The organism is Streptomyces carpinensis (genome assembly GCF_002154505.1).
GTDB classification, from domain to species: Bacteria; Actinomycetota; Actinomycetes; order Streptomycetales; family Streptomycetaceae; genus Streptomyces; species Streptomyces carpinensis.
Window position 1 is genome coordinate 1 of the sequence record NZ_MUBM01000491.1, and the last position, 26,131, is coordinate 26,131.

Annotated in this window: 17 protein-coding genes and 2 pseudogenes; 8 read left to right on the forward strand and 11 right to left on the reverse strand. The window is 71.5% G+C overall.

The window, feature by feature from the left end:
- The coding region (locus BZY54_RS44405) for an AfsR/SARP family transcriptional regulator (protein ID WP_086731038.1) at window positions 1–1,986 on the reverse strand (1,986 nt) is incomplete at its 3' end.
- A gap of 480 nt (window positions 1,987–2,466) precedes the next feature.
- On the opposite strand from BZY54_RS44405, the gene BZY54_RS44410 reads away from it, so the two are divergent.
- Entirely contained in the window at window positions 2,467–3,855 is a 1,389-nt protein-coding gene (locus tag BZY54_RS44410; protein WP_086731039.1) for a dihydrolipoyl dehydrogenase family protein, read from the forward strand.
- A gap of 249 nt (window positions 3,856–4,104) precedes the next feature.
- Here the strand turns inward: BZY54_RS44410 and BZY54_RS44415 are convergent, their stop codons facing one another.
- From BZY54_RS44415 to BZY54_RS54160, 4 genes are all read right to left on the reverse strand, one after another.
- Complete coding sequence (locus tag BZY54_RS44415) at window positions 4,105–4,353, reverse strand: DUF2630 family protein (protein WP_086731040.1); 249 nt, start codon at window positions 4,351–4,353, stop codon at window positions 4,105–4,107.
- 118 nt (window positions 4,354–4,471) lie between these two features.
- On the reverse strand, window positions 4,472–4,945 hold the full coding sequence (locus BZY54_RS44420; RefSeq protein WP_086731041.1) for a Dps family protein: 474 nt from the start codon (window positions 4,943–4,945) through the stop codon (window positions 4,472–4,474).
- 239 nt (window positions 4,946–5,184) lie between these two features.
- A complete protein-coding gene (locus BZY54_RS44425) occupies window positions 5,185–7,287 on the reverse strand; it encodes a helix-turn-helix transcriptional regulator (RefSeq protein WP_244217632.1) in 2,103 nt (700 codons plus the stop codon).
- 191 nt (window positions 7,288–7,478) lie between these two features.
- Entirely contained in the window at window positions 7,479–8,066 is a 588-nt protein-coding gene (locus BZY54_RS54160; RefSeq protein ID WP_244217633.1) for an ATP-binding protein, read from the reverse strand.
- 597 nt (window positions 8,067–8,663) lie between these two features.
- On the opposite strand from BZY54_RS54160, the gene BZY54_RS44430 reads away from it, so the two are divergent.
- The 5 genes and pseudogenes from BZY54_RS44430 to BZY54_RS44450 all read left to right on the forward strand — a co-directional run bounded on the left by BZY54_RS44430 (window position 8,664) and on the right by BZY54_RS44450 (window position 14,314).
- A complete protein-coding gene (locus tag BZY54_RS44430) occupies window positions 8,664–9,095 on the forward strand; it encodes a universal stress protein (protein WP_086731042.1) in 432 nt (143 codons plus the stop codon).
- Between the two features lie 427 nt (window positions 9,096–9,522).
- Window positions 9,523–9,795: pseudogene (locus tag BZY54_RS44435) on the forward strand (WhiB family transcriptional regulator); the annotation flags it as partial.
- A gap of 56 nt (window positions 9,796–9,851) precedes the next feature.
- Window positions 9,852–10,349, forward strand: coding sequence for an SsgA family sporulation/cell division regulator (locus BZY54_RS44440; protein ID WP_086731044.1), 498 nt, complete (start codon window positions 9,852–9,854; stop codon window positions 10,347–10,349).
- Between the two features lie 282 nt (window positions 10,350–10,631).
- Window positions 10,632–11,501 carry an alpha/beta fold hydrolase gene (locus BZY54_RS44445; RefSeq protein ID WP_086731045.1) on the forward strand — a complete coding sequence of 290 codons (870 nt, stop codon included), beginning with the start codon at window positions 10,632–10,634 and terminating at the stop codon, window positions 11,499–11,501.
- Between the two features lie 86 nt (window positions 11,502–11,587).
- On the forward strand, window positions 11,588–14,314 hold the full coding sequence (locus tag BZY54_RS44450; RefSeq protein ID WP_244217634.1) for an AAA family ATPase: 2,727 nt from the start codon (window positions 11,588–11,590) through the stop codon (window positions 14,312–14,314).
- A gap of 272 nt (window positions 14,315–14,586) precedes the next feature.
- Here the strand turns inward: BZY54_RS44450 and BZY54_RS54165 are convergent.
- The 3 genes and pseudogenes from BZY54_RS54165 to BZY54_RS44465 form a co-directional block, all read right to left on the reverse strand.
- Window positions 14,587–14,801, reverse strand: a pseudogene (locus BZY54_RS54165) (short-chain dehydrogenase); the annotation flags it as partial.
- Between the two features lie 131 nt (window positions 14,802–14,932).
- A complete protein-coding gene (locus BZY54_RS44460; RefSeq protein ID WP_086731047.1) occupies window positions 14,933–15,769 on the reverse strand; it encodes an alpha/beta fold hydrolase in 837 nt (278 codons plus the stop codon).
- A 46-nt stretch (window positions 15,770–15,815) separates the two neighbouring features.
- The gene (locus tag BZY54_RS44465; RefSeq protein ID WP_086731048.1) at window positions 15,816–16,835 is read right to left on the reverse strand and encodes an alcohol dehydrogenase catalytic domain-containing protein; all 1,020 of its coding nucleotides are present in this window, start codon (window positions 16,833–16,835) and stop codon (window positions 15,816–15,818) included.
- A gap of 880 nt (window positions 16,836–17,715) precedes the next feature.
- On the opposite strand from BZY54_RS44465, the gene BZY54_RS44475 reads away from it, so the two are divergent.
- On the forward strand, window positions 17,716–18,162 hold the full coding sequence (locus BZY54_RS44475; protein ID WP_086731049.1) for a VOC family protein: 447 nt from the start codon (window positions 17,716–17,718) through the stop codon (window positions 18,160–18,162).
- Between the two features lie 178 nt (window positions 18,163–18,340).
- Here the strand turns inward: BZY54_RS44475 and BZY54_RS44480 are convergent, their stop codons facing one another.
- The 3 genes from BZY54_RS44480 to BZY54_RS44490 all read right to left on the reverse strand — a co-directional run bounded on the left by BZY54_RS44480 (window position 18,341) and on the right by BZY54_RS44490 (window position 24,155).
- Window positions 18,341–19,177, reverse strand: coding sequence for an alpha/beta fold hydrolase (locus BZY54_RS44480; protein ID WP_086731050.1), 837 nt, complete (start codon window positions 19,175–19,177; stop codon window positions 18,341–18,343).
- Between the two features lie 474 nt (window positions 19,178–19,651).
- Window positions 19,652–20,683: a helix-turn-helix domain-containing protein gene (locus BZY54_RS44485; protein ID WP_086731051.1), complete on the reverse strand. Its 1,032-nt coding sequence runs from the start codon at window positions 20,681–20,683 to the stop codon at window positions 19,652–19,654.
- Window positions 20,684–21,092: 409 nt separating this feature from the next.
- A complete protein-coding gene (locus BZY54_RS44490; RefSeq protein ID WP_086731052.1) occupies window positions 21,093–24,155 on the reverse strand; it encodes an AfsR/SARP family transcriptional regulator in 3,063 nt (1,020 codons plus the stop codon).
- A 773-nt stretch (window positions 24,156–24,928) separates the two neighbouring features.
- Here BZY54_RS44490 and lpdA point away from each other — a divergent pair.
- Window positions 24,929–26,131 (forward strand): dihydrolipoyl dehydrogenase (lpdA, locus tag BZY54_RS44495; RefSeq protein WP_086731053.1); only part of this gene is annotated, 1,203 nt, incomplete at its 3' end.

Consider the following 26,131-nt stretch of genomic DNA (forward strand, 5'->3'; position numbering starts at 1 on the left):
GCGGGCGCGCACCAGTTCGCCGATGACCTTCTCCGCCGCCCGGTGCGGGATACCGGCCGCGGTTGCCAGCGCAGCCATGCTGACGTCGGGCGCCCGATGCGACGGCAGCAGGCGGAACACACGCTTGGCTTCGGCGCTCAGGGGCCGGTAGGACCAGGAGAAGACACCGCGCAGGTCGTTGGCCCGGTCGTCGTCGTCGAATCCCCGCAGGCCGCCTTGCGCGGCGGCCAGTTCCGCGGCCAGGCTGCTCAGCGGCTGCCCGGGGCGGCTCGCGGCGCGGGCGGCCACGACGGCCAGGGCGAGGGGGAGCCGGCCGCAGCGTCTCACGATCTCCTCGACGGCGTCGGCGTCGGTGTCGGTGCCGGCTCGCGCCGGGCCGACCCGTTCCAGGAAGCAGGACGTCGCCTCGTCCACCGAGAGGACGTCCAGACCCAGCAGTTGTGCTCCGTGCGCGGCCGCGAGGCCGATGAGCCGGGCCCGGCTGGTCACCACCACCATGCACTGCCGTGTCCCGGGCAGCAGCGGTCTCACCTGGTCCGCGTCGAGCGCGTTGTCCAGCACCACGAGCACACGGCGTTGGGCAAGGACGCTGCGGAAGAGAGCCGACCGGGCCTCCAATGACACCGGAACCCGATGCCGGTCCACTCCCAGGGCCTCCAGGAACCCCTGCAGCACGTCCCCGGGGTGTGCGGGTTTCCCGTCGGACGCGAAGCCGCCCAGGTCCGCGTAGAGCTGGCCGTCGGAGAAGTCCCCGGCGACATGGTGGGCGAAGTGGACGGCCAGGGCGGTCTTGCCCACGCCGGGAATGCCGTCGACCGCCAGGACGCGCAGGCCGCCACCGGTGTGGTGCGCGACCTCCAGCGCCTGTTCCATGGCTCGCTCGCGACCGGTGAAACACGGGATATCCGGCGGCAGTTGGGCCGGTCCGATCCAGGGATCCGCGGATGGTGAGGACGGGTCCGAGGGCACTCCCGGGAGGAGGCCGGGCGCTTCGGGCGGGTCGGGCACCGGGGTCGCACGGTGTCGCGCGGGCGCCGCGGACCCCGTCGGCATCCCTCGCAGGACGCGCTCGTGCGCGGTGCGCAGTTCCGCGCCCGGCTCGATGCCCAGTTCTTCCAGCAGCCGGGCCCGGATGCCGTGGTACAGCATGATGGCCTCGGCCTGTTTGCCTTCCGCCGCCAGGACCAGCAGCAGGGATGCCTGCAGGGCTTCGTCCAGCGGGGACCGGTCGGCGGCCCGGCGTACGTGCAGCAGGACGGAGCCGGCGCGTCCGCAGTGCAGCGCCGCGGCCGCCGCCTCGCACACCACCGGGGCGTACTCGTGTTCCACCAGGACGAACGCCGGGTGCACCCGGGCGAGAGCGCCGAGGCCCTCCGCACAGTGGCCCTGCCACAGGTCCAGTGCCTCGAGGTACAGATCGACCGCCCCCGGTAGGTCACCGTCCGCGGACCGGGCACGGGCCCGCCCGACGAGGTCGCGGAACGACAGCAGATCCAGCCGGTCCGTGTCGACCCGCAGAAGATAGCCACCCGCCTGCCGGACCAGCCAGCGGCCCGGTGACCTGGCCGGCAGACCCGGTTCGAGGACGCGGCGCAGTGAACCGACGTACCGGTGGACCGCGTTCATCCCGCTGGCCGGTGGCTCGCCGTCCCACAGGAGATCGACGAGTTCCGTCAACGGAACGGGCCGCCCCGCACCCGCCAGCAGGGCGGCCAGCACCAGTCGTTGCTGCCGGGGGCCCAACGCGAGCTCTCTGCCGGCGCGCCAGGCCCGTACCGACCCCAGCAGCGAGAAGCGCGGGGCGTCGACGGCAGGGAGTTCGTCGCCGACGGGCCGCCCCGCGGGCGCGGGTACCGAGGCGCTCCGCACCCGTTGCCGGGGAGACACCTCGGCGCCGGGGCCGCCGGCCTGCGGGGTGACCGCACGTGCCGCGCCGCGGCGACGCCTGCCGAGTGTCTCTGGTGCGGTCGGGCGGGACGCGGTCATGGTGCTCTCCAGTCGATCATGGGCACAGCTGTGGCGCTTCCGCCGGTTCACCGGACCGCCTGGCTGCCGCGCCCGGGCACTTGCCGGACCGGCACGCGTGCCACTGTGACGATGACCGGCACAGGGCGCAGTCGCCTCGTCCGGTACCGGAAAGGTAGTTCCGCCCCGTGATCTCCCGCATCAGTCGGATGACCCAACGTTCCGGCAGGCAGGCGAGGTCACTTGTCAAGGGCTGCGGACATCCGTCGCGGGACCGGTGGGGGCACAGCCGGCCGAGCGGGCCCCGCATCCCCTGCCGCTGGTGGCCGGCGTCCGCACACGGCCGTCACCGGGCGGGCCCTGCGCGTACGTGGGCCGCCGGCGAGTCATTCGACAGATGCGGCCCACCTGTGACGGCGGTGATCCTTGGGGCCGGGATCGGCTGCCAAGTGCGGCCGGTGCCCGTTGTCGGCTGTCACTGCCCAGGAGGACTGAAGGATCATGGTTGTCACGGATCACGTGGTGGAGGATGTGGACCTGTTGGTGGTGGGCGGCGGCAAAGCCGGCAAGACCCTCGCCATGGACACCGCGCGGGCCGGCCGCAGGGTGGTGATGGTCGAGCGCGGCATGATCGGCGGCACGTGCATCAACGTGGCCTGTATCCCCACCAAGTCACTGGTGACCAGCGCCCGTCTGGCCCGCAGTGCCGGCCGCGCCGAGTCGCTCGGACTGCGGCTGGGGACCGCCGAGGTGGACCTGGGTCTGCTGCGCTCCCACAAGGAGGACGTCGTCTCCGGCATGGTCGAGCTGAACCACCGGCAGTTCCTGGAAAGCGGTATGGACTTCGTCCTGGGCACCGCGCGCTTCGTCGCGGAGCGGACCGTCGAGATCGATCTGCATGACGGCGGCCGTCGGGTGGTGCGCGGCGCGGATGTCGTGATCAACACCGGGACGCGGCCGCACATCGCCGCCGTCCCCGGACTGGCCGAGGCTCAGCCGCTGACCAGTGAGAGCATCATGGACCTGCGCCGTATCCCGGAACGGCTCGTGGTCCTCGGCGGTGGCTACGTCGGCCTGGAGTTCGCCCACATGTTCGCTGCCTTCGGCAGCCGGGTGACGGTTCTGGAGCGCGGCCCCCGCCTGCTGCCGCGGGAGGACGCGGACATCGCGCTGGCTCTGACGGAGTACCTCCAGCAGGACGGTGTCGCGCTGATCACGAACACGACGGTGAAGGAAGTCGTCAGCGAGCGTGGCACGGTGCGGGTCCTGCTGGAGGACGGCTCTGTGGTCACCGCCGACGACGTCCTGGCCGCGACCGGCCGGGAACCGGTCACCGACGGCCTCGATCTGGAAGCGGCGGGCGTGCGGACCGACGAACGCGGGTTCGTCCGTGTCGACGACAGGCTGGCGACCGACGCCCCGCACACCTGGGCGGTGGGTGACGTGGCCGGCAGCCCTCAGTTCACCCATGTGTCACTGGACGACTATCGCATTGTCAAGGCCAACATCGACGGCGGTACGCGCAGCACGGCCGGTCGGCTGATTCCCTGGAACCTGTTCACCGACCCCGAACTCGCCCGGGTCGGTCTCACCGAGGAGCAGGCCCGCGCCACGGGCCGTGCCATCAGGGTCGCGAAGCTGCCCGTCAAGGCCATTCCGCGGGCCCGCACGCTGCGCGAGACAAGGGGCTTGTGGAAGGCAGTGGTGGACCGGGACAGCGAGCAGATCCTCGGTGCGGCCCTGCTCGGCCCCGAGTCGGCGGAGGTGCTGTCGGTGCTGCAGACGGCCATGTGGGCCCAGATGCCCTTCACCCGTCTGCGGGACGGGATCATCGCCCACCCGACCATGGCAGAGGGGCTGAACGCCCTCTTCGCCTCCTGGGTGGACTGAGAAAAGGCGCGCTGCCGCCCTTTTGGGGAGGCGGCGCGCCCGCGGGACGCGTCTGCCGCCGGCGTCTCCGGCGCCCCGGACCTTGGGTCGCCCGAGCCGCTGACTTCCTGGCGGACGGTCCACCGGTCCTGAAGAGAAGCCCGGCGGAAGCAGAAGAGCCCGACGGCCCCGCGTATCGCGGGGCCGTCGGGCTGCGGGGGCACGCAGCGGATTGCCGCTCGCCCCGGTGTCGCACGTGCTGCGGTCCTGTCAGGACCGGTACTTCTCCACCTGGGACTGCGGCCGTACCCGCGCCTCGTCGGGGTCCTGCCCGAACTCCGCCCGGGCCCTCCGCTGCCGCAGCAGGTCCCAGCACTGGTCCAGCGCCCGCTCCAGGGCTTCGAGTCTTTCCCGCTCGTCCTGCCGCTCCGTCCCGCTCGCCGCCAGAGCGCCGCGGAGCCTGCGTTCCTCGTCCGCCATCTCCGTGATCCGGTGCAGGATGCGCTGATCGGTTTCCATGTCATTCCTCTTCGTTCACCGCTCGCGAGCCGTCGAGCGTCACCGTGTGGCGTGTAAGGCCCGCGGTGTTCCGTCCCGGCGTGGGACACCCGCACCGTTGGCGTGGGGCTCTCGTGCGTCAGCGGCAGTTCTCCGCCTGGAACATCCAGCTCTGCTTCTCCAGCTCGGCCGTCAGCGAGATGAAAAGATCCTGGGTCACCGCGTCCGACCGCCCGGTCTCCTCGATGCGGGCGCGCATCCGCCCGATGAGCGTGGAGAACACGGCGACGAGCGCCTCGACGACCGCGCCGTCGGCGATCCAGCCGGCATCGAAGGCAGGCAGGCCGCTGTTCTCGGCGACCGTGGCGGCTCGGCCGTCCGGACCGATACCGAGCGCCGCTGCCCGCTCGGCCACCTGGTCGGCATAGTCCCGGGCAGCGGTCACCACTTCGTCGAGCTGCTGGTGGACGGCACGGAAGCGCTGGCCGTAGACGTTCCAGTGAGCCTGCTTGGCCAGCAGGGACAGGTCCAGCAGATCCACCAGAGCGCCCTGCAGTGCCGCTCCGGTGACGCGGCGGTTCTCCTCGGCGAGCGGGCTCGTGATGACGGTCATGTCGACATGGTTCCTCTCCGGGCGGGTCCGTCCGTCACCTAGGACGCCGCGGACCTGACAACTGGGGTGACGCCGTGCCACCCGACGCGGGGACGGCGGGGGCGCGGGGCCTGTACGCACATCTTTCTGCGCGTGCTCCCGCCGACGATCAGTTGTTCGACTTACGTGTTGCGCGGGCCCGGGCACGCATATGGCTTACGGGCCCGGCCACGCATATGGCTTACGGGCCCGCCCACGGCTCACCGGTGGCCCGCGCCCGCCGTCGGAAGGGACCGGTCGCGCGACACGGCTTCCGGGCCGCCCTCCCGTCCGATGTCCGCCGCCCCGAGAGCGTCGCGGAGCTGAACCCGGCTGCTGACCCCCAGCTTCGGGAACACCTGGTACAGATGGAATCCGACCGTAGGAGCGGACAGCAGCAGGCGCTCTCCGATCTGCCGGTTGGTCAGGCCCTGGGCCGCCAGGCGGGTGATCTGCAACTGCTGCGGGGTCAGACGGTCCGCCGCCACGGGAGCCTCCGCGCCTCGCACGGCCACCCCGCACGCTCGCAGCTCTCCCACCGTCCGGTCCATCCACGGCCGCGCTCCCAGCCGCTCGAACACCGTCAGGGCCCGTGCCAGTGCGCTCCGCGCCTCTCCCATCCGGCGCCTGCGCCGCAGCCACTCGCCGAACTCCAAGTACACTACGGCCCGTTCGAACGGCCACGACTCCGCCGCCGGATCGTCGCTCACCGCGCGGAACAACATCTCCGCCCGGTCACCGTCGCACAGCAACGCCCGTGCCCGCCCCACCATCAGCCGCACACGCGCGGACGCTTGTGCCCCCACCCGGCGCTCCACGGCGTCCACCACCGCGGCCGCCTCCTTCCGGCGCCCCACCCGTACCGCCGCGGCCGCCAGGTCCCCGACCCCGTACAGGGAACAGTGGTAGTGCACCGGCCGAGGATCCGGGCCCGCCGTGAACAGCCCCCGCAACGACTCGTACTCCAGCGCGTGATCCCCCTCCGCGGCCGCAACCGCCGCGCGCACCAGCGCCGTACGCGCTCCCAGCGCCCGGCTCTCCGACAGGTCCACCCTGTGCAGGGCCCGGTCGATCAGCGTGCGCGCACCCCCCACGTCCCCTCGCGACGCCAGCACCATGGCCCCCACGACACCCGCTCCGGAAGCGACCGTCCGCATCCCGTTGTCCGCGGCCGCCCGCCGCGCGTCCTCGGCGGACACCCACGCCGATTCCCACGCACCGGCGTCGAACTGCGCCCACGCGAGCGCGTGCGACAGCGTTGCGTCGGTGTCCGGGGTCACCGCGCGCAGCCGTTCGGCCGCCTCGCCCAGCAGCCGGACCGCGAGCGCCGTTTCGTCCAGGACCCAGGCCGCGCGGCCCAGCAGCATGAGGGCGTCCGGCGCCAGGCCGGGTCCGCTGACGGCACGGTCCAGCAGGCCCAACGTCTTCCGGCGGTCTCCGTGGGGATCGCAGCAGGCCCGCGTCCACACCTCCTGGTGGATGTCTCCCGCCTCGCCCGGGAGTGCCGTGAACAGTTCGAGAACCCGCCGGCGGACCAGATCGTCACCGCTGTCGTGAACGACCCCCGCGAGGTGCGCGAGGGCCTGTGCCGCCATGGCGGGCTCGGGCAGGCCACCGGCCGAGCCGGAGCCGGATGCGGCCAGGGGCAGCAGGTGGGACAACGCGGCCCGGTGCCGGCCGGTCACCGCCGCCGCCTGCCCCCGCCGCAAAGCCGCTTCCGCCAGCATCCGGTCGTCGTCCGTCGCCTCCGTCGCGTCGGCCGCCAGCGACGTCGCCCACCACGGCTCGCCCGCCCGCATCGCGAGATCACTCGCGTCCAGCAACCGGCGCGCCCGAGCTCCTTCCCGCTCGCTGAGCCGCGCCGCCTTCTCAAGCGCGGCGGCCCCCGCCCGGTGCCCTCCTCGCCGGCCCGCCTGCCCCGCCGTCTCCGCCAGCGCACGCGCGATCGACTCGTCCGGTCCCAGTGCGGCGGCGGCCATATGCCACGCCCGCCGGTCCGGGGCCCGCTCCAACTCCTGTGCAAGGAGCAGATGGGCTTCACGGCGTTGCGGGAAGGACGCGGCCCCGTACACCGCGGACCGCATCAGCGGATGACGGAACTCCACCCGCCCGTGGTCGAGACGCACCAACCCCGCGCTCTCCGCCGCCGCCCACACCTCGACGTCCGCGCCCGGAACCGCCGCGGACGCCGCCGGTACCACCGCCCGCGTGTCCGGATCGTCCGCCGCGGCCGCCAAGAGCAGCATCCTCCGGGTCGCCTCCGGCACCGCGCTGAGCCGCTCGGCGAACATCTCCTCCAACCGCTCCGGCAGAGGCACCACCATGTCCCCCCGCCACGCCGCGGAACCCGACACCGCGGTGTGGCGTGCCAACTCCGTCAGCGCCAGCGGATTGCCGGCCGCCAGTCGAAGGACGTGCGCCCGCGTACGCCCCTGGGCACCACGGGCTGCGCGTCCAGCAAGCACTCGGCCGCGTCGTGCGACAACGGCCCGACGACCAGCCGCTCCACCTCCGCTCACCGCGCGGCGGCACGGCTGTCGCCGGGCGCCGCCGCCAGCACTCCCATCGGCTCGTCGGCGATGCGGCGCGCGACGAAGAGCAGCGCGTCCCGGGAACAGGCGTCCAGCTCCTGCAGATCGTCGACGACGACCATCACCGGTCGACGGCGGGCCGCGGCCAGCAGCAGGTTCAGACAGGCCAGTCCGACGAGGAAGCGGTCATGGCCCGCGTCCGTTTCCGCCGTGGCGGACTGTTGCCCGGCGCGGCGGACGCCGAACGCTCCGCACAACGCCGACCGCAGCGAAGCCGGCACTGCGGGCAGAAGATCCAGAATGGGTTTCAGGAGCTGATGAAGGGCACCGTATTCCAGGTTTCTTTCAGCGCGGCTGCCCGCACAGCGCAGCACGCGGAAATCGTGTCGCGAGGCTTGCGCCGCCGCAGCTTTCAGCAGTGCGCTCTTGCCCGATCCGGATTCTCCGGCAAGGAGTAGCGCCCCCGTTTCCCGGGTGATTCCCGGAAACACGCTGTCTTCCATGAAAGAGATTTCTTCGGCCCGTTCGAATATTTCGTCCAGGCGCTCTTCCTGTGCGGCTCCTCGTATCATTGTTCCTCCCCGGTACCCCGGCCCGATCGGTGTGTCCGAGGTCCATCGGATACCGCTGCGACGGCCGGACTATCCCCGGCATGGGATTACTCGGAAGCTACCACGGAAGACTTTCGCATCCGAATGGGAATGCGGACGTGCGCTGCTGGGAGGGGTCGGGTTGTCTGCCCCGTCCAGACGCATTCCAGTTTTATTCCAGAAAGGAAGCGGAAGATTCCAGACGGGTTCCACACCTGCGCCGGGTCGGGCAGGCAGATGGGGAGAACAGGGGGGCGGAGGAAACGGAAATGCCGAGCGGCCCGTTCGGGCGGCGGGACCGCTGCGACGCCGCCGAGACGGCGCCGGCCCAACAGCCGCACCCCCGGCCCACGGACGCCGCGACGCGCGCGACATGTGCGGCGTGTGCACGGAACTTGCCTCGGACCGCACCGTCGCGGACATGGCCTCGGCGAGGGACACGGTGCACCGCACAGTTGATCCGACGAGGGGGCAGGTGCCGCACGCGCGCGAAGCAGGGGCACAGACCCGCCGGCCTTTCTCCTCCACCGACGCACGACGCGGCACACCCCCGCACAGACCACGAGAGGACCACGTTTCATGTTCGAACGCATACTGGTGGCGATCGACCCCAGTGACGCCCGCCTGGCCGCCCTGTCGACGGCAGGCGACATGGCGCGCCTGATGAACGCCCGGGTCCACGTGGTCCACGCGGTGACGTCGACGGTGGCCGCCGGCAACGTACTGGAACTGGAGGAGGAGGACGAGGGAAGGGCGATTCTCGAGGAGTCGCTGGCCGGGCTCCGAGAACTGGGAGTGGACGCCGACGGACACCTGGTGCACGGGCTGACCCAGGAAGTGGCGGGCGTCATTTCCGCGGAGGCACAGGACTTCAAGGCCGATCTGATCGTCGTCAGCCCCCACCACAGGAGCTCGATCGCCGCCCTCTTCAACCCGCGGGTGAGCGATGCTGTCGCCCACGCCAGCCGGGTGGCCGTCCTCCTGGTCCCCGAGCAGCCCGCCACGCCGTAACAGCGCCTTTCTCTCGGCGCGTTCCGTCACTGACGCCGGTGCTCGGACAGCTGTCGTGCCGTGCGTCCGAGCCCCGGCGTCAGTGCGTTGACTCATCCCCCGACAAAACATGCACCGTCCTCCGTCGCCCCGGAGGCAGTCACCCGACCGATGCGCATCCGGGGAGAGGTTCAGGAAGGTGATGAGCACACAGCGAAGTTCACGCACAACCCGCGGAGGTACTGATGAGAACACTCGGCCGGGCACGGTCGTGCCCTCTCTGTGATCACCCGTCACTCAGGGGGCCGTCCCTCTCCGAGCCGGCCACCGCCCAGGGCCCCATGGCATCGGTCGCCAACGGAGTTTCGATATGAGCGACCGCAGACCCACCGCGCACAGACAAGAGAACCTCGCCGAACACGGGCCGAAGGCATGGCCGCGGCCGTCCTGGCAACGGTACTCGCTGTGCCGGTCCGAGGATCCCGAGCTGTTCTTCCCCGTCGGCGACGCGGGACCGGCACTGCGGCAGATCGCCGAGGCCAAGGCCGTCTGCGAGCGGTGCCCCGTCAGGAGCCTGTGCCTCGACTGGGCCCTCAGCCATCAGGAGGACGCGGGGGTGTGGGGCGGCCGCAGTGAACAGGAACGGCGGGTCATCAGACGGCGCCTGGCCCGCGAGGCGCTGAACAGGACCTCTCCCCGTCCTGCCGCGGGTGCCCGGTGAATCCGGCGGACGGGCCGGCCGGGCGCCGGTGGCGCGCACCGAGAAACCACAACGCCATGCGTGGGCGTGCGCGATCACAGGGACGACGCCGACCGACGGCCGCCCGCCGACAGGAACGCGACCGCTTCGACGGAAGCGAGCGGGAGACGACCGCGCTCCTCACCTCCTTGCACCTGCTGCCCGGGCCACCGGGATGCGACATCGTCGTCTGCCGCCTCAGCTACCGCTCCGACGCCCCGTACGAGGTACGTCTGGATCTCCTCCTCACCGAGGACGTGCAGGTCACCTGGGTGGTCGGCCGGGACCTGCTGAACGCAGGCACAGAGCACCGCAGCGGGGAGGGCCACTTCAAGGTGTGGCCCTCCCGGGGGCTAGGGGACCGGTCCCTGCTGTATCTGAGGATGGAAAGACCCCAGGGCAGAGCGACATTCGCAGCCGACCTGGAAACCGTCCGCAAGTGGCTCTGCGACACCTACACCCTGGTTCCCGCGGGTACCGAGACGGAGTTGCTGGACTGGGCGGCCTTCACCCGGAGCCTGCTCCCGCCTGTGTGAGGCGGCACGAGCACCTTCCCGCGGGGACACAGTGCCAGGGCCCCATCGGGACCCGCCCATGGTCAAATGGCCGATGGCCGTTCCGGAGGCCGGACCCACACTGGACGCAGTCCAGCGCCAGGCCTCTCGTTCGGATCATGCCGGGTCGCGGCGTCCGGCACCGTGCCCTCTTCCGCGTTGCGGTCACGGTGTCCGACCCCGCCCCCGGCCCCTTGATCCGTCTGATCCGAACGAAAGACCCCAGCCGCTTGGCGTAGGAACGTCCCCAGCCAAGGAATCGACATGTACACCAACGCTCCGAACCTCGTCGTCGCATCCCCCAACGGCGTGCGGTACGCCTACCGGCGATGTGGTCCCTCCGGCGCGCGGCCGCCCTTGTTGATGTTGCAGCACTACCGCGGCAGCCTGGACAACTGGGATCCCGCGCTGGTCGACGCGCTCGCGGCCGAACGCGAGGTCATCACCATGGACAACGCCGGGATCGGCATGAGCTCCGGCAGCGCGTCGCGCACCATCGCGGACACGGCCGGCGACACGCTCGCCTTCCTGGCGGCGATCGGGATACCCCAGGTGGACGTGCTGGGATTCTCCATGGGTGGCTACACCGCGCAGGAACTGGCCCTGCTGCGTCCTTCCGCCGTCCGGAGGCTGGTGCTGGCGGCCACCGCCCCGCGCGGCGCTTCCGGTATCCATGGCTGGCCCGACGACATCTTCGCCCCGGCCGACCGCGACGAACCGCGGCTCCAGGACTACCTGTACACGTTCTTCACCCACACCGAGGCCGGCCAGCGCAGCGGACTGGAGTTCCTGGGACGGTACCTCGAACGTGAGCAGGACCGGGATCTGACGGTCGGCCGGGAAGCGAGAGAAGCGCAGTACGAAGCGATGGTCGAGTGGGGCACTCCGGATCGCGGCGCGTTGCACAGGCTCTCGGCGATCACTCAGGCGACCTTCGTCGTGGGCGGCGACCGTGACCGGGTCGTGCCGCCGCGCTTGTTCCACCTGCTCGCAGGTCTGCTGCCCGATGCGCGCCTTCACGTCTACCCTGACGCGGGCCACGGTTTCCTGTTCCAGTATCACGAGCAATTCGCCCGCGACGTGCTGCAGTTTCTGAACGAAACCGCCCCTTATCGGCCAAGACCAGTCGACTGACGGATGCCTCGGGCGCCTACGGCCCCCCATCATGAGGGTGCCGGTGCGGGCAGGAGCCCACCGGCGCGGGAGGAACCTTGTCGTTGGTGGGCCGTACGTCCGAGCTGCAGGCTCTTGAAGCCGTGCTGACCGAGGCGGAGAACGAGGGAAGAGCACTGCTCGTGCAGGGCGATCCAGGGGTCGGCAAGAGCGTGCTCCTGGATGCCGTGGCCGCAAGGGCGCAGGAACGCGGACTGTACGTGCTGCAGGTGGTGGGAGTCGAGAGCGAGCAGGAGCTTGCGTTTTCCGCGCTGCACCAGCTCCTCTACCCGCTGCTGGACGACCTCACCGCACTACCGGCGTTCCAGAGCGGTGTCCTGGAACAGGTCCTGTCCCTGCGGGAGGGCGCAGCGCCAGGCCGGTTCGCCATTTCGGCGGCAGCCCTGGCACTTCTGCAGACCGCGGCAAAGCGGCAGCCGCTGGCAGTGGTGGTCGATGACGTGCACTGGATCGACCGCTCCAGCGCTGAGGTACTGACCTTCATCATCCGCAGGCTCAGGGGCTGCCGGGCAGCCTTCGTCCTGGCCGCCCGCAGCGGCGGAAACGGGTTCCTCGACCCCGTGGGGCTGCCCGTGCTGGAGATCGGGCCGTTGCCGGCAGCGGACGCGCTGACCCTGCTGGACTTCGCTCATCCGGGCCTGGCCGAATCGACGCGGCGACGGCTGCTGGACGAGGCCGAGGGCAATCCACTCGCCCTTGTGGAACTGCCCGGCCAGCTCACTGAGGCCCAGCGGGAGGGACACGAGAGACTGCCGGTCAGCCTGCCGCTCAGCAGCCGGCTGGAGAGCGTGTTCGCCGATCGGATCCGGCAGCTGGGCTCCTCCGCTCGTTTCGCCCTGCTCTTGACGGCGCTCGAGGGAGAACGTCCAGGGAACCTGCGGCACATACACGCGGCCGCGGTCACGGCCGGCCAGGTCTGGGACGAGGGCCTGCTGGAGGCCGCCGAGCGGGCCGGGGTTGTCCGCATCGATCACCTGGCCGAGCAGATCACCTTCCGCCACCCGCTGGCCCGCTCCTGTGTGGTGTACATGTCCCCGACCACCCGGCGCAGAGCAGCCCACGAAGCCCTGGCGGCGGTCATGAAAGCGGAGCCGGAGCGACGCGCCTGGCACCTGGCCCACGCCGCCGACGAACCCGACGAGTCGGTTGCGGTGGAACTAACCCGCGCCGCACAGCGGGCTCAGGCCCGCGGCGGTGCTGCGGAGGCCGCCGCGGCGTTCCGCCGTGCGGCCGAGCTGAGCCAGGATGCCGCAGAGCGCGCCCGCCGCCTGGACGAGGCCGCGTTCGCCGCCGGTGTCGGCGGCCTGCTGGAGACGGCACACGAACTGGCCACCCATGGAGTGGAATCACTGCGCGGCGCGGCAGCCGCCGCCTATGTCCAGTTCCACCGTGAGGGAGACATGGACGCGGTGTTCCGCATCCTGCTTCCCCTCATGGAGGCGGCGCCCGCGAGTGCCTCACCGGAGGACCAGCAGGCGTTCGACGACGCCTTCTACGTCCTGCTCAACGCGGCGGTGTGGGCGGGGCGCCCGGAGGCGTGGCCGCCGGTGTACAGCATGCTGGACCGGGTGTCCGAGAGCGCGCGCATGTGCTTCGACTCTGTCGCCGATCCGGCGCGCACCGCGCATGACGTGCGGGAGCGACTGGACCGGATCACGCTCGGCCTGTCACCCCGGACGACCTTGTGGCAGGTCAACTGGCTGATCTACACGGCCATGTACCTCGACTGCTTCACCTTCTACGACGGCGTGTGGCGGGACCTGATCGGGCACGCGGCGTACGACAGCCTGCGCTTCGGTGTGGTGGCGAGGACCCATGAGGCCTACATGCGGGGGGATTGGGACACGGCCGTCGCGATCGCCTCCCAGGGCATCGCGGACGCCACCGAGCACGACTACCACCTCGTCCATCTGATCTTCACCTACGGGTTGGCCATGGTCGCGTCCGGCCGAGGTGACGAAGAGGCGCTGCGCGAGCACTGCGACACCATCGTCGCGTGGGCCCAGCCGCGGCGCATGCACCTGCTGCTGAGCGCCGTGAACGAGACCCGGGCACGTGCCGCGATCGGCCGGGGAGACTTCGAGGAAGCGTATGCGCAGGCGACCGCCCTGACACCGCCGGGAGAACTCCCCTCCCACTTCCCTCATTACCAGCGTGTGTACCTGGACCTGGTGGAATCCGCGATGCGCACCGGCAGGACCGCCGAGGCCCGCGCGCACGTGGCGGCCGGCCAACGGGCGCGCATCGACGCCATCTCGCCCCACCTGAAGGTGATCCTCGCCGCGGCGGCCGCCGTTGCCGCGCCCGACGAACAGGCGGGTGCACTCTACGAAGCCGCGCTCGCCCTACCGGATGCCTCGCTGTGGACCTACGAATACGCCCGCATCCGTCTGCTGTACGGCGAGTGGCTGCGCCGCCACCGTGAATACACCACGGCACGCGTGCAGTTGAGTGCCGCGCTGGAGCTGTTCGAGCAGCAGCTCAAAGCCCCGCGGTGGGCACAGCGCGCCCGCGACGAACTGCGCGCGGCGGGTGTGGGCGTCGGAGTGCAGACCGGCAGAAGCGGAGTGGCGATGAGCGCGCAGGAGCGCCGCATCGCCGAACTGGCGGCGAGCGGACTGTCCAACAAGGAGATCGGACGGCAACTGAACATCTCGCCGCGCACCGCGGGAGCACACCTGTACCGGGTGTTCCCCAAGCTGGGCATCACGTCGCGCGCGGCCCTGCGCGATGCCCTCAAGGCGTTCGACGAGGCCGGCCGGACGCCCGCGTAGCGCCGCCGGTAGGCGGCCGCTGCGCGGTGTGGTGTCTCCTGCTCCGCAGCTGAGCTGGTCGGAGGAGGGGCCTGGCTACCGGGCCGCCCGCCGAGGACGACGGCCCGGTGCCCGCCGGCCAGCCAGTGTGCGGCGGGTGATGTGACGGAGCCGGAAAGCGGCGTGCCGACCCGGGGAGTACACGTGTGCCGGTGCTGCCGTCGTCGTGCCGCGCGGGGGCCAGGTCTCGACGATCACGGCGGTTGTTGTTCGGGACCCCGCTCCAGGCGTCGTCACACAGCTGCCAGCTGCGGGTACAGCGCGGCGATGTCGTCGGCCAGGCCCTGCTTGACCCTGCGCGACAGGTCGTCCGCCAGCACTTCGTACGTGCCGCCTCGACGCCGTCCAGGGCGAGTGCGGCAACCTCCTTGGGGCTGGACTTCGGGGCGTCGATGTTCGCGGTCATGTCGGTTTCGACGTAGCCGGCGTGAAGTCCCGTCACCTCGAGGGTCATGCGGCGAGGCTAGCTCCGCGTCGGCCCCTGAGGAGACCGTTCGGTTTCGTCGCGCAGATGCTGGCCGGGACAGCACCGCGCGGGGAAACGGGGAGGCGGTGTTCCCCCGCGCGGCAGCACACGGCTCAGGCGGACAGGAACCGGTTCACCTCGTGCACGAAGTCCTCGGGGTGCTGGAAGAGGAAGCCGTGCCCGGCGTCGCTGTAGATGATGGCCTTGGCGTTGGGCAGCTTCTGCGACATGGCGTAGGTGGCGTAGGCGTGAATCATCACGTCATGGGCGCCGTTGGCCACCAGGACCGGCAGCGTCAGCTCCTCCTGCCGATGCCAGAATCCCTTGAAGGAGCTGATGGCGCCCAGCTGGCCGCGCACCGCCTCCGGGCCCACCACGGCCTTCGAATCCCGCAGCCGGTTCTCCAGGCGCTGCAGGGAGGCGCGCCCGGCGGCGATGGCCTGCTCCGTCTCGGGGAAGAACAGGCTCAGGAAGTCCTCGTCCACGTTGACCGGCTTGCTCACGATCTGCTGGGTACGCGCCGGAGGGGCCGGCAGATCGGGCACCCCGCCGGCGGAGCTGCCCGCCACCACCAGGTGGTGGACGATGTCCGGCGCCGCCAGGGCGACACCCTGGGCCACGATCCCGCCCATGGACCATCCCAGGACGTCGATGTCCGCCAGACCCAGCGCACGGATGAAGGCGAGCGATCCCTCCACCATGTCCTCCATGCTGGTGGGCGGGTTGCCCGTGGAGAAGTTGACGCCCCGGTTGTCGAAGATGACGACCTCGCGCTCGGCGGCCAGCAGGTCCAGGAAGGCGGGGTCCCAGTGGTCGATGGTGCCGCGCAGCCGCATGTGCATCACCAGGGGCCGGCCGCCCGCCCGTCCGAAGCGCCGGTAGGCGAAGCGCTCTCCCTCCGGTCCGTCGACGTAACGGGTCTCGGCCGAATCGGCCAGATAAGAGGACATGAATGACTCCTGTTCGTGTGGTGAGGATGCGCGCTGTGGCGATCCGTCAGATGTTGATGACCATGCGGAACCGCGCGTCGCCGCGCATCATCCGGTCGTAGGCTGCCTGGGCGTCTCGCAAGGACGTCTGCTCCACCATCGGGGCGACATCCTGAGCGAGCGCGAAGGCCAGGTTCTGCTCGTTCTGCGCGGGGATGCCGGTCAGCGACCCGGCGACCTGCACCCCGTCGAAGATCAGCCGGTGCGGCTGGATGCGCACCGGCTCCGAGGAAACACCCACCAGGACCAGCCGGCCGCGACGGGCCAGGCCGTCGAGCAACGGGGTGACATCCCCGGCGGAGGCCGTCGCCAGAATCATGCGCGCACCACCGAGCTCGGTCAGCCGTTCCGCGGCGTCCGACGCCCTGCTGTCCACGTAGTCGTGCGCCCCCAGCCCGAGTGCCAGCTTTTCCTTGTCGGACCCGCGCGCGATCGCAGTCACCCGCAACGCGAGAGCGCGCGCGTACTGCACGGCCAGGTGCCCCAGACCGCCGATACCCTGGACGGCCACCAGGTCGCCGGCCACCAGGCCGTCCGGCTTCTGGACCTCGCGGATCAGGGCGTTGTACACGGTGAAGCCCGCGCACAGCAGGGGCGCGACCCGCAGGGCGCTCACCTGTTCCGGCACCGCGACCAGGCCTGTCTGCCGGGCGTACAGGTACTCGGCGTAGCCGCCGTCGACCTGGACCCCGGTGCGCGGCTGGTCGGTGCACCCGACGAAGTCGCCGAGCCGGCAGTTCTCGCACACCCCGCAGTGCCCGCCGAGGAAACCCACGCCCACCCTGTCGCCCACCTGCCACGCATCGACGTCCTCACCGAGCGCGTCGATGCGACCGACGGCCTCGTGGCCCGGAACCCGGCCGGTCTCCTGCTCGTCGTGCGGGTGCACGGCGATCGAGTCGCTGTGACAGATGCCGCAGGCCTCCACTCGGATGCGTACCTGCCCGGGGCCGGGCGGAGCCAGCTCCCGCTCGGTGGGGCGGAGGCTGCCGTCCGGGGCGACCTCGACGGCGCGATATGTGGCCATGAGCAACTCCGTAGGTGGAAGACGGGCAGCGCGCTCGGGTCGCCGTCCGTACGGACCGGGACCTGGGCACGATGCCGGGCAGGCGCCGGGCGCGGCGGGTGAACGGTGCTGGGCGCATCGAGGCTGTGGGCGGCCGTGCCGGCCGCCTGTGCCTGAGGAGCGAGCGCGGCGTTCGCCTTGTCGGCTGTGTGTAGTGAGCTTCGCCTGTCGTAGTGGAATCTTTGTGCCCAGGTTCTTGACCGGCTCCGGTACGGTGCTCTTCGCCGCGTCATGCTGTGTCGTCCGGCTGCCCGGACGGTGATCGTCGGTGCCTCGCCACCATCCGTGCCCGAGTCGAGCGCGACAGTCCTTGAGCTGAGGGGCCCGATCGAAGAGGAGAGAAAGGTCAGGACCGCGCGGTCCGGAACGCGAGATACCGGCTGAAGGCTTCGTGGCTGTCGGGAGTGAAGCGCCACTCCGACAGGGCGGAGTGAAGCTCCGACTCGGTCAGCCAGCCATGCCAGGCGACCTCATCGGGATCGGAGGTCACAGCGTCCGGAACCACGGCTTGCCTGAACTCGGCATCACCGTTCTCGCGTCACACCGACGAAGCCAGGGAGAGCGAGCGGCCGTCGCCGGTCCCTCCCGTGCCGCTCGGCCCTGGTGAAACCCGCGCACCGGGGCAATCCCGCCGCACGAACGGTCAAGAACGTCGCTCAACGCGCCGCCGAGGGAATGGGCGTGGGGCCCGTGCTGCTGGTTCATGGTGTGTTCCACCGCGCGGTGCGAGGGCACGGCCGCTGCACCTGCGGCCCTACCCGTCCAGCACGATCCGGATTCCGGGACCGCGCGGCCCAAATGCCGTCTGCATGACGGCACCAGACGCGAGGAAATGTTTCGTATGACCGACCGACCGCTGACTCAAGGGCTGCACCACGTCAAGATCCCCGTTTCGGATCTGGAGCGGAGCATCGCCTGGTACTCCTCCGTGCTCGGTGCGCGTCGTCTCGAGGAGTTGGACCACCGTACGCGGGCCGGGACGCTGTTCGCCGTCATCCTCGACGTGCCGGGGGTGGACGTACCGGTCGAACTGCGCCACGACCCGGCGGCCGCCGCACGTCTGGCCGGCTTCGACCCGCTGACCTTCACGGTGCGGGACCGCGCGGCACTCGACGACTGGGGCCGCCACCTCTCCGCCCAGGGAGTGACCCGCTCCCCGGTCATCGTCGCGATGGTGGGCCACCTTCTGGTCGTGCCCGATCCCGACGGAATACGGCTGCGGTTCTACACCGAGGAGGCGCACGGCCTGGGGCCGGAACACGTGGACTTCGACTCGCCGTGGCTGTGAGCCACCGCCGTTCGCGTGCCCCGGCAGGGTGAGCGACGCGACGACGAAAGGGCCTTGTGCCACACCCGTGGCCGAGGGCGCCTGCGCGCCCGTCAGGTGTGCATACCCCGGCCCGCGTCGCCCGGCCCGGCCGGTGGACGCGGGCGGGGCCGGGCAACGGAACGTCCGGGAGTGGTCGTTACTTGGCGAGGAAGGCGAGCAGGGCGTTGTTGACTTCCTCGGCGTGCGTCCACAGCAGGCCGTGCGGGGCGCCGTCGACCTCGACGTATTCCGCCTGGGGGAGGGCCTTGTGGAAGGGGCGGCCGGTGGAGTCGATGGGCAGGATGTTGTCGGCGGTGCCGTGCAGGATGAGGGCCGGCACGTCGATCTTGGGGATGTCGGCACGGAAGTCGGTGGGCCACGTGAGGGGGGCCGCCCAGGCGGCGTGGGCGCCACCGCTCGCCGCGACGTTCCAGCTGTTGCGGACCGCCTCCTCGCTGATCCGTGTGCCGAGGTTCTCCGACAGGTTGTAGAAGTCGTTGTAGAACGACGTGAAGTAGGCGAACCGGTCCTTCTTCGCGGTGTCGGAGACACCCTGGAAGAAGTCGGAGGTGCCGGCGCCGGCCGGGTTGTCGTCCGTCTTGAGCAGGAAGGGCTCCAGAGAGGCGAGGAAGGCTGCCTTGGCCACTCGGGCGGAGCCGTAGGTGGAGAGGTAGCGGGCGACCTCGCCGGTGCCCATGGAGAAGCCGACCAGTACCGCGCCGTGCAGGTCCAGCGTCTCCATGACGGTGTTGAGGTCGGCGGCGAAGGTGTCGTAGTCGTAGCCGGTGGTGGGCCGGCTCGACTGCCCGAAGCCGCGGCGGTCGTAGGCGATGACGCGGTAACCGGCGTCGAGCAGAGCCGTTGTCTGCTTCTCCCAGGAGCGGCCGTCGAGCGGATAGCCGTGGATGAGGACGACGGGCCGGCCGGTGCCGTGGTCCTCGTAGTACAGGCTGATGTCGGTGGAGTTTTCCTGACCAACCGTGATGAACGGCATGACACTCCCTTTCGGAGCGGACTGCGGCGGTGCGGGGGCGCCGGCTGAACTGGGTCGTGGACCCTTCGCGGCGCCGGTGGCAGTGGCCGTGCCGGTGCTGCGGGGGTATCGCCGGCTCCGCGTGGCGGCGACGCCCTCAGCATCACGCGGTGGTGCGTAGGGCCGAATCCGTCTATCGACTTAAGCCGCCGACTGCTGATCGGCCTTGCCCGCCGTAGGTAACGCCGTCTCCTGGTGAACAGGGCGGATACGGGCTTGGGACGGCATCGGCCGCCGCGCTCGCCGGTGACGTCGGCGGGGGGCGGTCGTCGGCCGGGCCTTCCCGGCGAGCGCGGCGGCTCGGTACGCGGCACTCACGGGGCCGGGCGGCACATCCCCGGAAGCACCCGCCAGGCGGCGCTTCCGACATGGCGGACGGCCGCGCCGCTCAACCCGCCCCGAGCGCCGCGCCCCGGTACCCGGGTATGCGCGCGGCTACGGCATGTCCGGGCGACGCCTGTGCTTCGCGGCGGTCCGCCACTCACGTGGGCTGACGCCGTAGTGCTCCTTGAACACGCGGCTGAAGTGCGCGGGGCTGACGAAACCCCACCGCTGGGCGATGCCCGCGATGGGCAGGTCGTCGAAGTCCGGCTGGGACAGCTCCCGCCTGCACCTCTCCAGCCGCTGGGCACGTATCCACCTGCCCAGCGAGACGCCCGACCTGGACAGCACGGCGTACATCTGCCGGACGGAGACGTGATGCTCCCGGGCGACACGCTCGGCCGTCAGATCGGGGTCGTCGAGGTGGGCCCGGACGAAGTCGAGGATCCGGGCCGCCGCTACGGCGTTCCGGCCGGCAGGGCTGTCCGGCTGGTGCGCGTTCGACACGATCAGGGAGCGCACCAGCTCGGTCCCGGGAGCGGCCAGCGTGTCCGCGACGAAACGGGATGTCAGGCCGGGGGAGCGGAGCAGCCGCCCGAAGAAGCCGGCGACCAGGCCCGGTACGCCCTGGTCCGTGGTGAGCACCGTTCCGAGCACGGACCGCACCGCGGCGGGCGGGAGGTGCAGCTGGTGCAGGGGGAGGTAGACGTAGTGCACCACAGCGCCCTCGCCGTGGGCCCGCACGCCCGGGTCGGACGTGCAGTGCAGGACGAGTTCACCGGCACGCAACCGCACGGTCCGCTCGGGGAGTTCCAGCCGTGTGGTGCCGCGTTCCTGGAGGCTGAGCACCACCGCGGCCTCGTGTTCCGCACGCGCCTGGCGGGCCGATCGGCGGAACGTGGTCGCCGGCCCGCTCACCGTGGAAGTGCCCACGTCGCCGAAGCGCCGGACCTCGATACCGGCCACGCGGCCGGGACGGTGGTGCACCACGTCGACGCCCGGCGAGTTGCGCCGGGCCAGCGCGAGAAACACCTCTCGCCGGGGGAGCACCGATCCGCTGCCGGCCGGGCCGACCGCCCCGCGGGTCCCCGCGGCCCGCGCGCGGCCCTGTGGGGTCCGGCGCTCCAAGGTGTCGCCCACCGGCATCGTCCTGGCCTCCTCCGCAGCCGACCCACGGCGGCTGGACGCCCGCCGTCGCGCACGCCCACCCGGGGCGTGCGCAAGAAGCCTGCGCGGACCGGCCCGCGGTGCTCTACGGTCGGATGACTGCTTCCGAGGAAGCGTCCGATCGGGAGTCCGCCCCGGGTCGGCGTGCGGCCGTGCGGTGGCCGCCGGCTCTCCACGCCCCGTGAGGCCGGCTCTCCACGCCCCGTGAGGATCGCCCGGTCCGCCTCCGTAGGGCCGCCCCAGGCCCAGGCGCCTCGCTTTCCCGGGATCGCGAACCCGCCGCACCGAGGAGCACCGAAGACCACCGAAGATCACCCTCGACGGTGCCCGTGGCCCGTGTCGGCCGGCCGGGACCCGGCGCGCTCGCGTTCCGTCGTGCCGGATCCGCTCAGCGGGCCGGCGCGTGATGCGTGCGGTCGCCGCCGGTGCGACGGCCCGCGTCATGGACCCGGCCGGCGCCGGGGAACCGGCCGGCAACCACGGCCGCGGCCGCGGCCGCGGTCCCGTCCAGCTTCGACAGCCGCTCCCTGGCCTGAACGGCCGGTGGCAGTTCGGGATCGTCCACGCTCCGCAGCGCCTCCTCCCAGGCCCGACGGGCCCCGGCCGCGTCACGCATGTCCAGCCGCACGTCTCCGAGCGCGACCAGATCCTCCGCCATGTTGGCCCGGCTTCCGGCCAGCCGCAGCAGTTCGATGCCGCGCTCGTAGTACGAGGCCGAACGGGAGTGCTCACCTTGGGAGTGGTAGACACGGCCGAGCCAGGTCAGGGTCACCCCCTCGCTGTTGAGGTCACCCATCTCGTGGAACATGGCTTCCGCCGACCGTGTCAGCCGGACGGATTCCGCCAGGTCGCCCATCTGCCACCGGGTCATACCGGCGTGGGCCAACGTCGTGGCCTTCAACTGGCTCGGCCCGCTCGTGCGCAGCAGGCGCAGGGCCCTCTCGAGGTGCTGATTCGCGCGCACGTGATTGCCCTGGGCGGAACACACGAGACCGAGGTTCTTCAGGACGTTCGCCAGGTCGGTGGGGAGCCCCAGTTCTTCGAAGCGGGTGAGGGCCTGTTCCAGCTGGTGCAGTGCGCCGGACCGGTCGCCGAGGTAGTGCAGTGCGCCGGCCAGTCCGTTGTGGGCGCGTGCCATGCCCTCGGTGTCGTCGGCCTCCTGGGCCGCTTTCAGCGCCGTCCGCATGGTGGTGGTCCAGTCGTGCCACCATCCCAGTCGTTGCTGGCACAACTGCAGGGCCCACGCCAGCTCCCACGTCATGCGGCTGTCCCCGCGCGCGGCGGCGGTCCGCACCAGCGAGCGCAGCACGGTCCGCTCCCGGGTGAACCAGGCGAACGCCGCCGTGGTGTCCGCCAGCGGCTCGGGGGTCACAAGCGGCAGCGGCGGTGGCGGCGCGGCGGGTTGGGGCCCGGGCCGCAGCAACAGGTTTCCGGCGTGGGCGGTCTGGCGGTAGTGGTCGTACATGCGGGACACGACGGCCCCGCGGTCCGCCCCCTGCTGGGCGGCGAGTTCGGCGGCGTACGCGAGCACCAGGTCGTGGGCCCAGTAGCGGTCGCGTCCCCGTACGGTCAGCAGCCGGGCGCGGACGAGTTCGCCCACGGCCTGGGTCGCCTCCTGAAGCGTGATACCGGCCATGCTCGCCAGAGCGGCCGCGGTGACCTCCGGGCCGGGATGCACGGCGAGCAGGGGGAACAGGCGTGCCGCCTGCTCGCCGAGCGTGCGGTAGGACCAGGAGAAGACGCTCCTGACGTCGTTGTCCAGGTTCTCGTCGCGGAAGCTTTCCAGGCTGGTACGGGTGTCGGCCAGCTCCGAGGCGATCTCCTCCAGTGTGCTCTCGGGGTGGGCGGCGGCACGGGCGGCGACGATCGCGACGGCCAGGGGCAGCCGGCCGCAGCGCTCCACCAGGGGCACGACGTCGTGGGCCCGCGCGTGCGGGCGACTGACCTTGACGCGCTCCAGGAAGGTCCGGGTCGACTCCGCCGAGGACGGCACGTCGAGAGTGAGCAGATGCGCTCCGTGGGCCGCGGCCAGTCCGGTCAGGCGGCTGCGACTGGTCACGATCACCATGCAGTCCGCCGTACCCGGCAGGAGGGGTTTCACCTGGGCGAGGTCCCGGGCGTTGTCGAGGACCACGAGGACGCGTCGGCCGGCCAGCACACTGCGGTACAGCGCGGCCCGCGTGTCCAGGGCGGCCGGGACCCGCTGCGCGGCGACTCCGAGGGCGTCGAGGAATCCCTGCAGGACGTCGGCGGGGTCGGCCGGCTTGCCGTCGGGTGCGAAGCCCCGAAGGTCCGTGTAGAGCTGGCCGTCGGGGAAGTCGTCAGCGGTCAGGTGCGCGAAGTGCACGGCCAGAGCCGTCTTCCCGATCCCGGGGATGCCGTCGACGGCGAGCACGCGCAGGGCGTCGCCACCGCGTGCGGCAAGGGCCGCGGCCTGCTCCAGAGCCTCCTTTCGTCCCGTGAAGCCGAACAGGTCGGGGGGCAACTGAGCAGGCCGTGCCGTACCGGCCGCCGAGGTGCCGGAGGAGGGGGGACCGGCCGGCACCGCAGGACCGCGGGCGCCGGCGGTTGCCTGCGGGTCCGGGGTCCGCCCCTCGGCGTTCCCGGTGTCCAGGTGGTGCCGCAGTATGCGCTCGTGCGCGGCTCGCAGTTCCGCGCCGGGGTCCACCCCCAGTTCCTCCGCCAACCGGCGGCTGACCTCCTCGTACAAGGACATCGCCTCGGCCTGTTTGCCGTCCGAGGCGAGGACCAGCAGCAGGCGCGCCAGCAACGCCTCGTCCAGGGGGTTGCGCTCCGCGGCCTGCCGAAGCGGCAGCAGCGCGGCGGCGGCGCGACCGCACCGCATCGCCGTCTCGGCCGCCTCACAGACGACCGAGACGAATTCGTGCTCCAGCATGACGAACGCGGGATGACGGGAGGCGGCAGGCTCCAGGTCCGCCGCGCACCGCCCTTGCCACAGTCCCAGGGCAGCGGTGAAGAGTTCGACGGCCCCGGGGGGATCTCCGGCCGCCGCGGTTCGCCGCGCGCGTTCCACCAGCCCCCGGAAGCTCAGCAGGTCGAGGCAGTCCTCGTCGACGCGCAGCAGATACCCCCCGGCCTGCCGGGCCAGCCACCGGCCGGGCGACCTGGCGGGCAGCTCCGGCTCCAGCAGCCGGCGCAACGACCCCACGTAACGGTGCACCGCGTTGGCCGCGCTCGACGGCGGCTCGCCGTCCCACAGCAGGTCGATGAACTCGTGCATCGGCACGGAGCGTCCGGCACGCGCCAGGAGAACGGCGAGGACGAGCCGCTGCTGCTTGGGGCCGAGCGGCAGTTCGCTGCCGGACCGCCAGACCCGGACGGGGCCCAGTACGGAGAACCGGACGTCGCCGTTCCCCGGATCGCCGGGCAGCCGTGTCGTCGTGCCCGCCTCGGGGGATCCGGGTGGGGCGGCGGGGATGGACCGGGTCATGCACCGCTCCACTTCGTCGGCTGCGAGACTCGCCGTGGCACCACGGACGCGAGGGGCTCGTGGCCCTGGGCTTCCGCAGCGAACCCGGCACGGGTGCCTCCGGACCGCGCGGTCGGTTCGGGGCGTACGTCGACGATTCCGGCCGCCCTCCGGATTTCCCGGCGGCCGCGCCTGGGGGACTGGGCTCGGCACGTGATCCGGCCGTCGGTCACGGCACACACCCCACGACGCGCCCTGAGCCGCCCACGGTTGGTGCGGCCGCTTCGACAGGGTCAATTTGGTCGATCATTTTCCTTCTGTCAAACGGGTCTCACCTGGCGGTTCGCTCCTCCGGTCCGCCAGTGGGCCGCCCTGTCGCCGACCTGACCGTCCGGGTTTCCGCCCCGGCGCGAGCTGCCTTTCGGGGCGACGGGAATGCCCGACCGGGCAGTCCTGTCCTGGCGGATTTCGGGCACAGTCAACTTCCCCCGGGGTGCCGGCCGTTGAGGTCCGCGACCGACGGCGGACCTACGCCGTCATCCGTGCCGCGGCCCTGCGTCACATGACCGATGCGGGTCGGCACCCGCACGTCCATGCTGTAGCCCGCGGCCCGAGGGGAGTCGTGCTCGCCGCGGGCCGCGGGACCGCACGTCCCCCGTGCCGCCCTCGCCCGCGCGCCACATGTCCCTCAAGAGGAGCAGAACCATGCCTGGTCAGGCCCGTCCCGCACACCTCCCGCCCCCGCCGGTCCTGTCCGGGCCGTCGGCGGTCCCGGCCCGGAGGGAGGTCTGATCATGGGCGCGCACTACGACGTCGTCGTTCTGGGAGCCGGTCCCGGCGGGTACACGGCCGCCGTCCGGGCGGCGCAGCTCGGTATGCGTACCGCTGTCGTGGAGGAGCGCTACTGGGGCGGGGTGTGCCTCAACGTGGGCTGCATCCCCGCCAAGGCGCTGTTGCGCAACGCCGAGTTGGCGCACATCTTCACGCAGGAGTCGAAGACCTTCGGCATCGAGGTCGAGGGCACGGTGCGCTTCGACTACGGCGAGGCGTTCCGGCGCAGCCGACGGGTCGCAGAGGGCCGGGCCAAGGGCGTCGGCTACCTCATGAGGAAGAACGGCATCACCCGGATCGACGGGCGCGGCCACTTCGTGGACGACCGCACGCTGCGGGTGACGGGGACGGACGGGACCACGCAGACGGTGACGTTCGGCCATTGCGTCATCGCCACGGGCGCCACCGCGAAACTGCTGCCGGGGACCCGGCTGAGCGAGCGGGTGGTCACCTTCGAGGAGCAGATCCTCGCCGAGGAGCTGCCGCAGAGCATGGTCATCGCGGGCGCCGGCGCGATCGGTGTCGAGTTCGCCTATGTGCTGCACAACTACGGCGTGCGGGTCACCATCGTGGAGTTCGCGGACCGGCCGGTCCCGCTCGAGGACGAGGAGATCTCGGCGGAACTGGCCCGGCGCTACCGGCGGCTCGGCATCGAGGTCCTCACCTCCACCCGGGTGGAGGACGTCGCCGAGGAAGGCGACACGGTCCGGGTGACCGTGTCGCGCGACGGGCAGCGGCGGGTCCTCGAGGCGGACAAGGTCCTGCAGGCCCTGGGGTTCCAGCCCAACGTGACCGGTTACGGCCTGGAGAACACCGGCGTGCGCCTCACCGAGCGCGGGGCGATCGACGTCGACGGCCGGCTGCGCACCAGCGTGCCCCACATCTTCGCGATCGGTGACGTCACGGCGAAGCTGATGCTGGCCCACGCCGCCGAGTCGATGGGCATCGTGGCGGCGGAGACCATCGCCGGGGCGGAGACCATGGAACTCGACTACGTGATGATCCCGCGTGCGACGTTCTGCCGGCCGCAGATCGCGAGTTTCGGCTGGACCGAGCGGCAGGCGCGCGAGCGCGGCTTCGACGTCCGCGTGGCCAGGTTCCCCTTCACCGCCAACGGCAAGGCTCAGGGAATGGGCGACCCGGTGGGCTTCGTGAAGGTCATCAGC

Bases quoted from the DNA above. Each gene is read 5' to 3' on its own strand.
- BZY54_RS44410 (WP_086731039.1), top strand. From the start codon at position 2,467: ATGGTTGTCACGGATCACGTGGTGGAGGATGTGGACCTGTTGGTGGTG.
- BZY54_RS44415 (WP_086731040.1), bottom strand. From the start codon at position 4,353: ATGGAAACCGATCAGCGCATCCTGCACCGGATCACGGAGATGGCGGAC.
- BZY54_RS44420 (WP_086731041.1), bottom strand. From the start codon at position 4,945: ATGACCGTCATCACGAGCCCGCTCGCCGAGGAGAACCGCCGCGTCACC.
- BZY54_RS44425 (WP_244217632.1), bottom strand. From the start codon at position 7,287: ATGGTGGTGCCTCTGCCGGAGCGGTTGGAGGAGATGTTCGCCGAGCGG.
- BZY54_RS54160 (WP_244217633.1), bottom strand. From the start codon at position 8,066: ATGATACGAGGAGCCGCACAGGAAGAGCGCCTGGACGAAATATTCGAA.
- BZY54_RS44430 (WP_086731042.1), top strand. From the start codon at position 8,664: ATGTTCGAACGCATACTGGTGGCGATCGACCCCAGTGACGCCCGCCTG.
- BZY54_RS44440 (WP_086731044.1), top strand. From the start codon at position 9,852: ATGCGTGGGCGTGCGCGATCACAGGGACGACGCCGACCGACGGCCGCC.
- BZY54_RS44445 (WP_086731045.1), top strand. From the start codon at position 10,632: ATGTACACCAACGCTCCGAACCTCGTCGTCGCATCCCCCAACGGCGTG.
- BZY54_RS44460 (WP_086731047.1), bottom strand. From the start codon at position 15,769: ATGTCCTCTTATCTGGCCGATTCGGCCGAGACCCGTTACGTCGACGGA.
- BZY54_RS44465 (WP_086731048.1), bottom strand. From the start codon at position 16,835: ATGGCCACATATCGCGCCGTCGAGGTCGCCCCGGACGGCAGCCTCCGC.
- BZY54_RS44475 (WP_086731049.1), top strand. From the start codon at position 17,716: ATGACCGACCGACCGCTGACTCAAGGGCTGCACCACGTCAAGATCCCC.
- BZY54_RS44480 (WP_086731050.1), bottom strand. From the start codon at position 19,177: ATGCCGTTCATCACGGTTGGTCAGGAAAACTCCACCGACATCAGCCTG.
- BZY54_RS44485 (WP_086731051.1), bottom strand. From the start codon at position 20,683: ATGCCGGTGGGCGACACCTTGGAGCGCCGGACCCCACAGGGCCGCGCG.
- BZY54_RS44490 (WP_086731052.1), bottom strand. From the start codon at position 24,155: ATGACCCGGTCCATCCCCGCCGCCCCACCCGGATCCCCCGAGGCGGGC.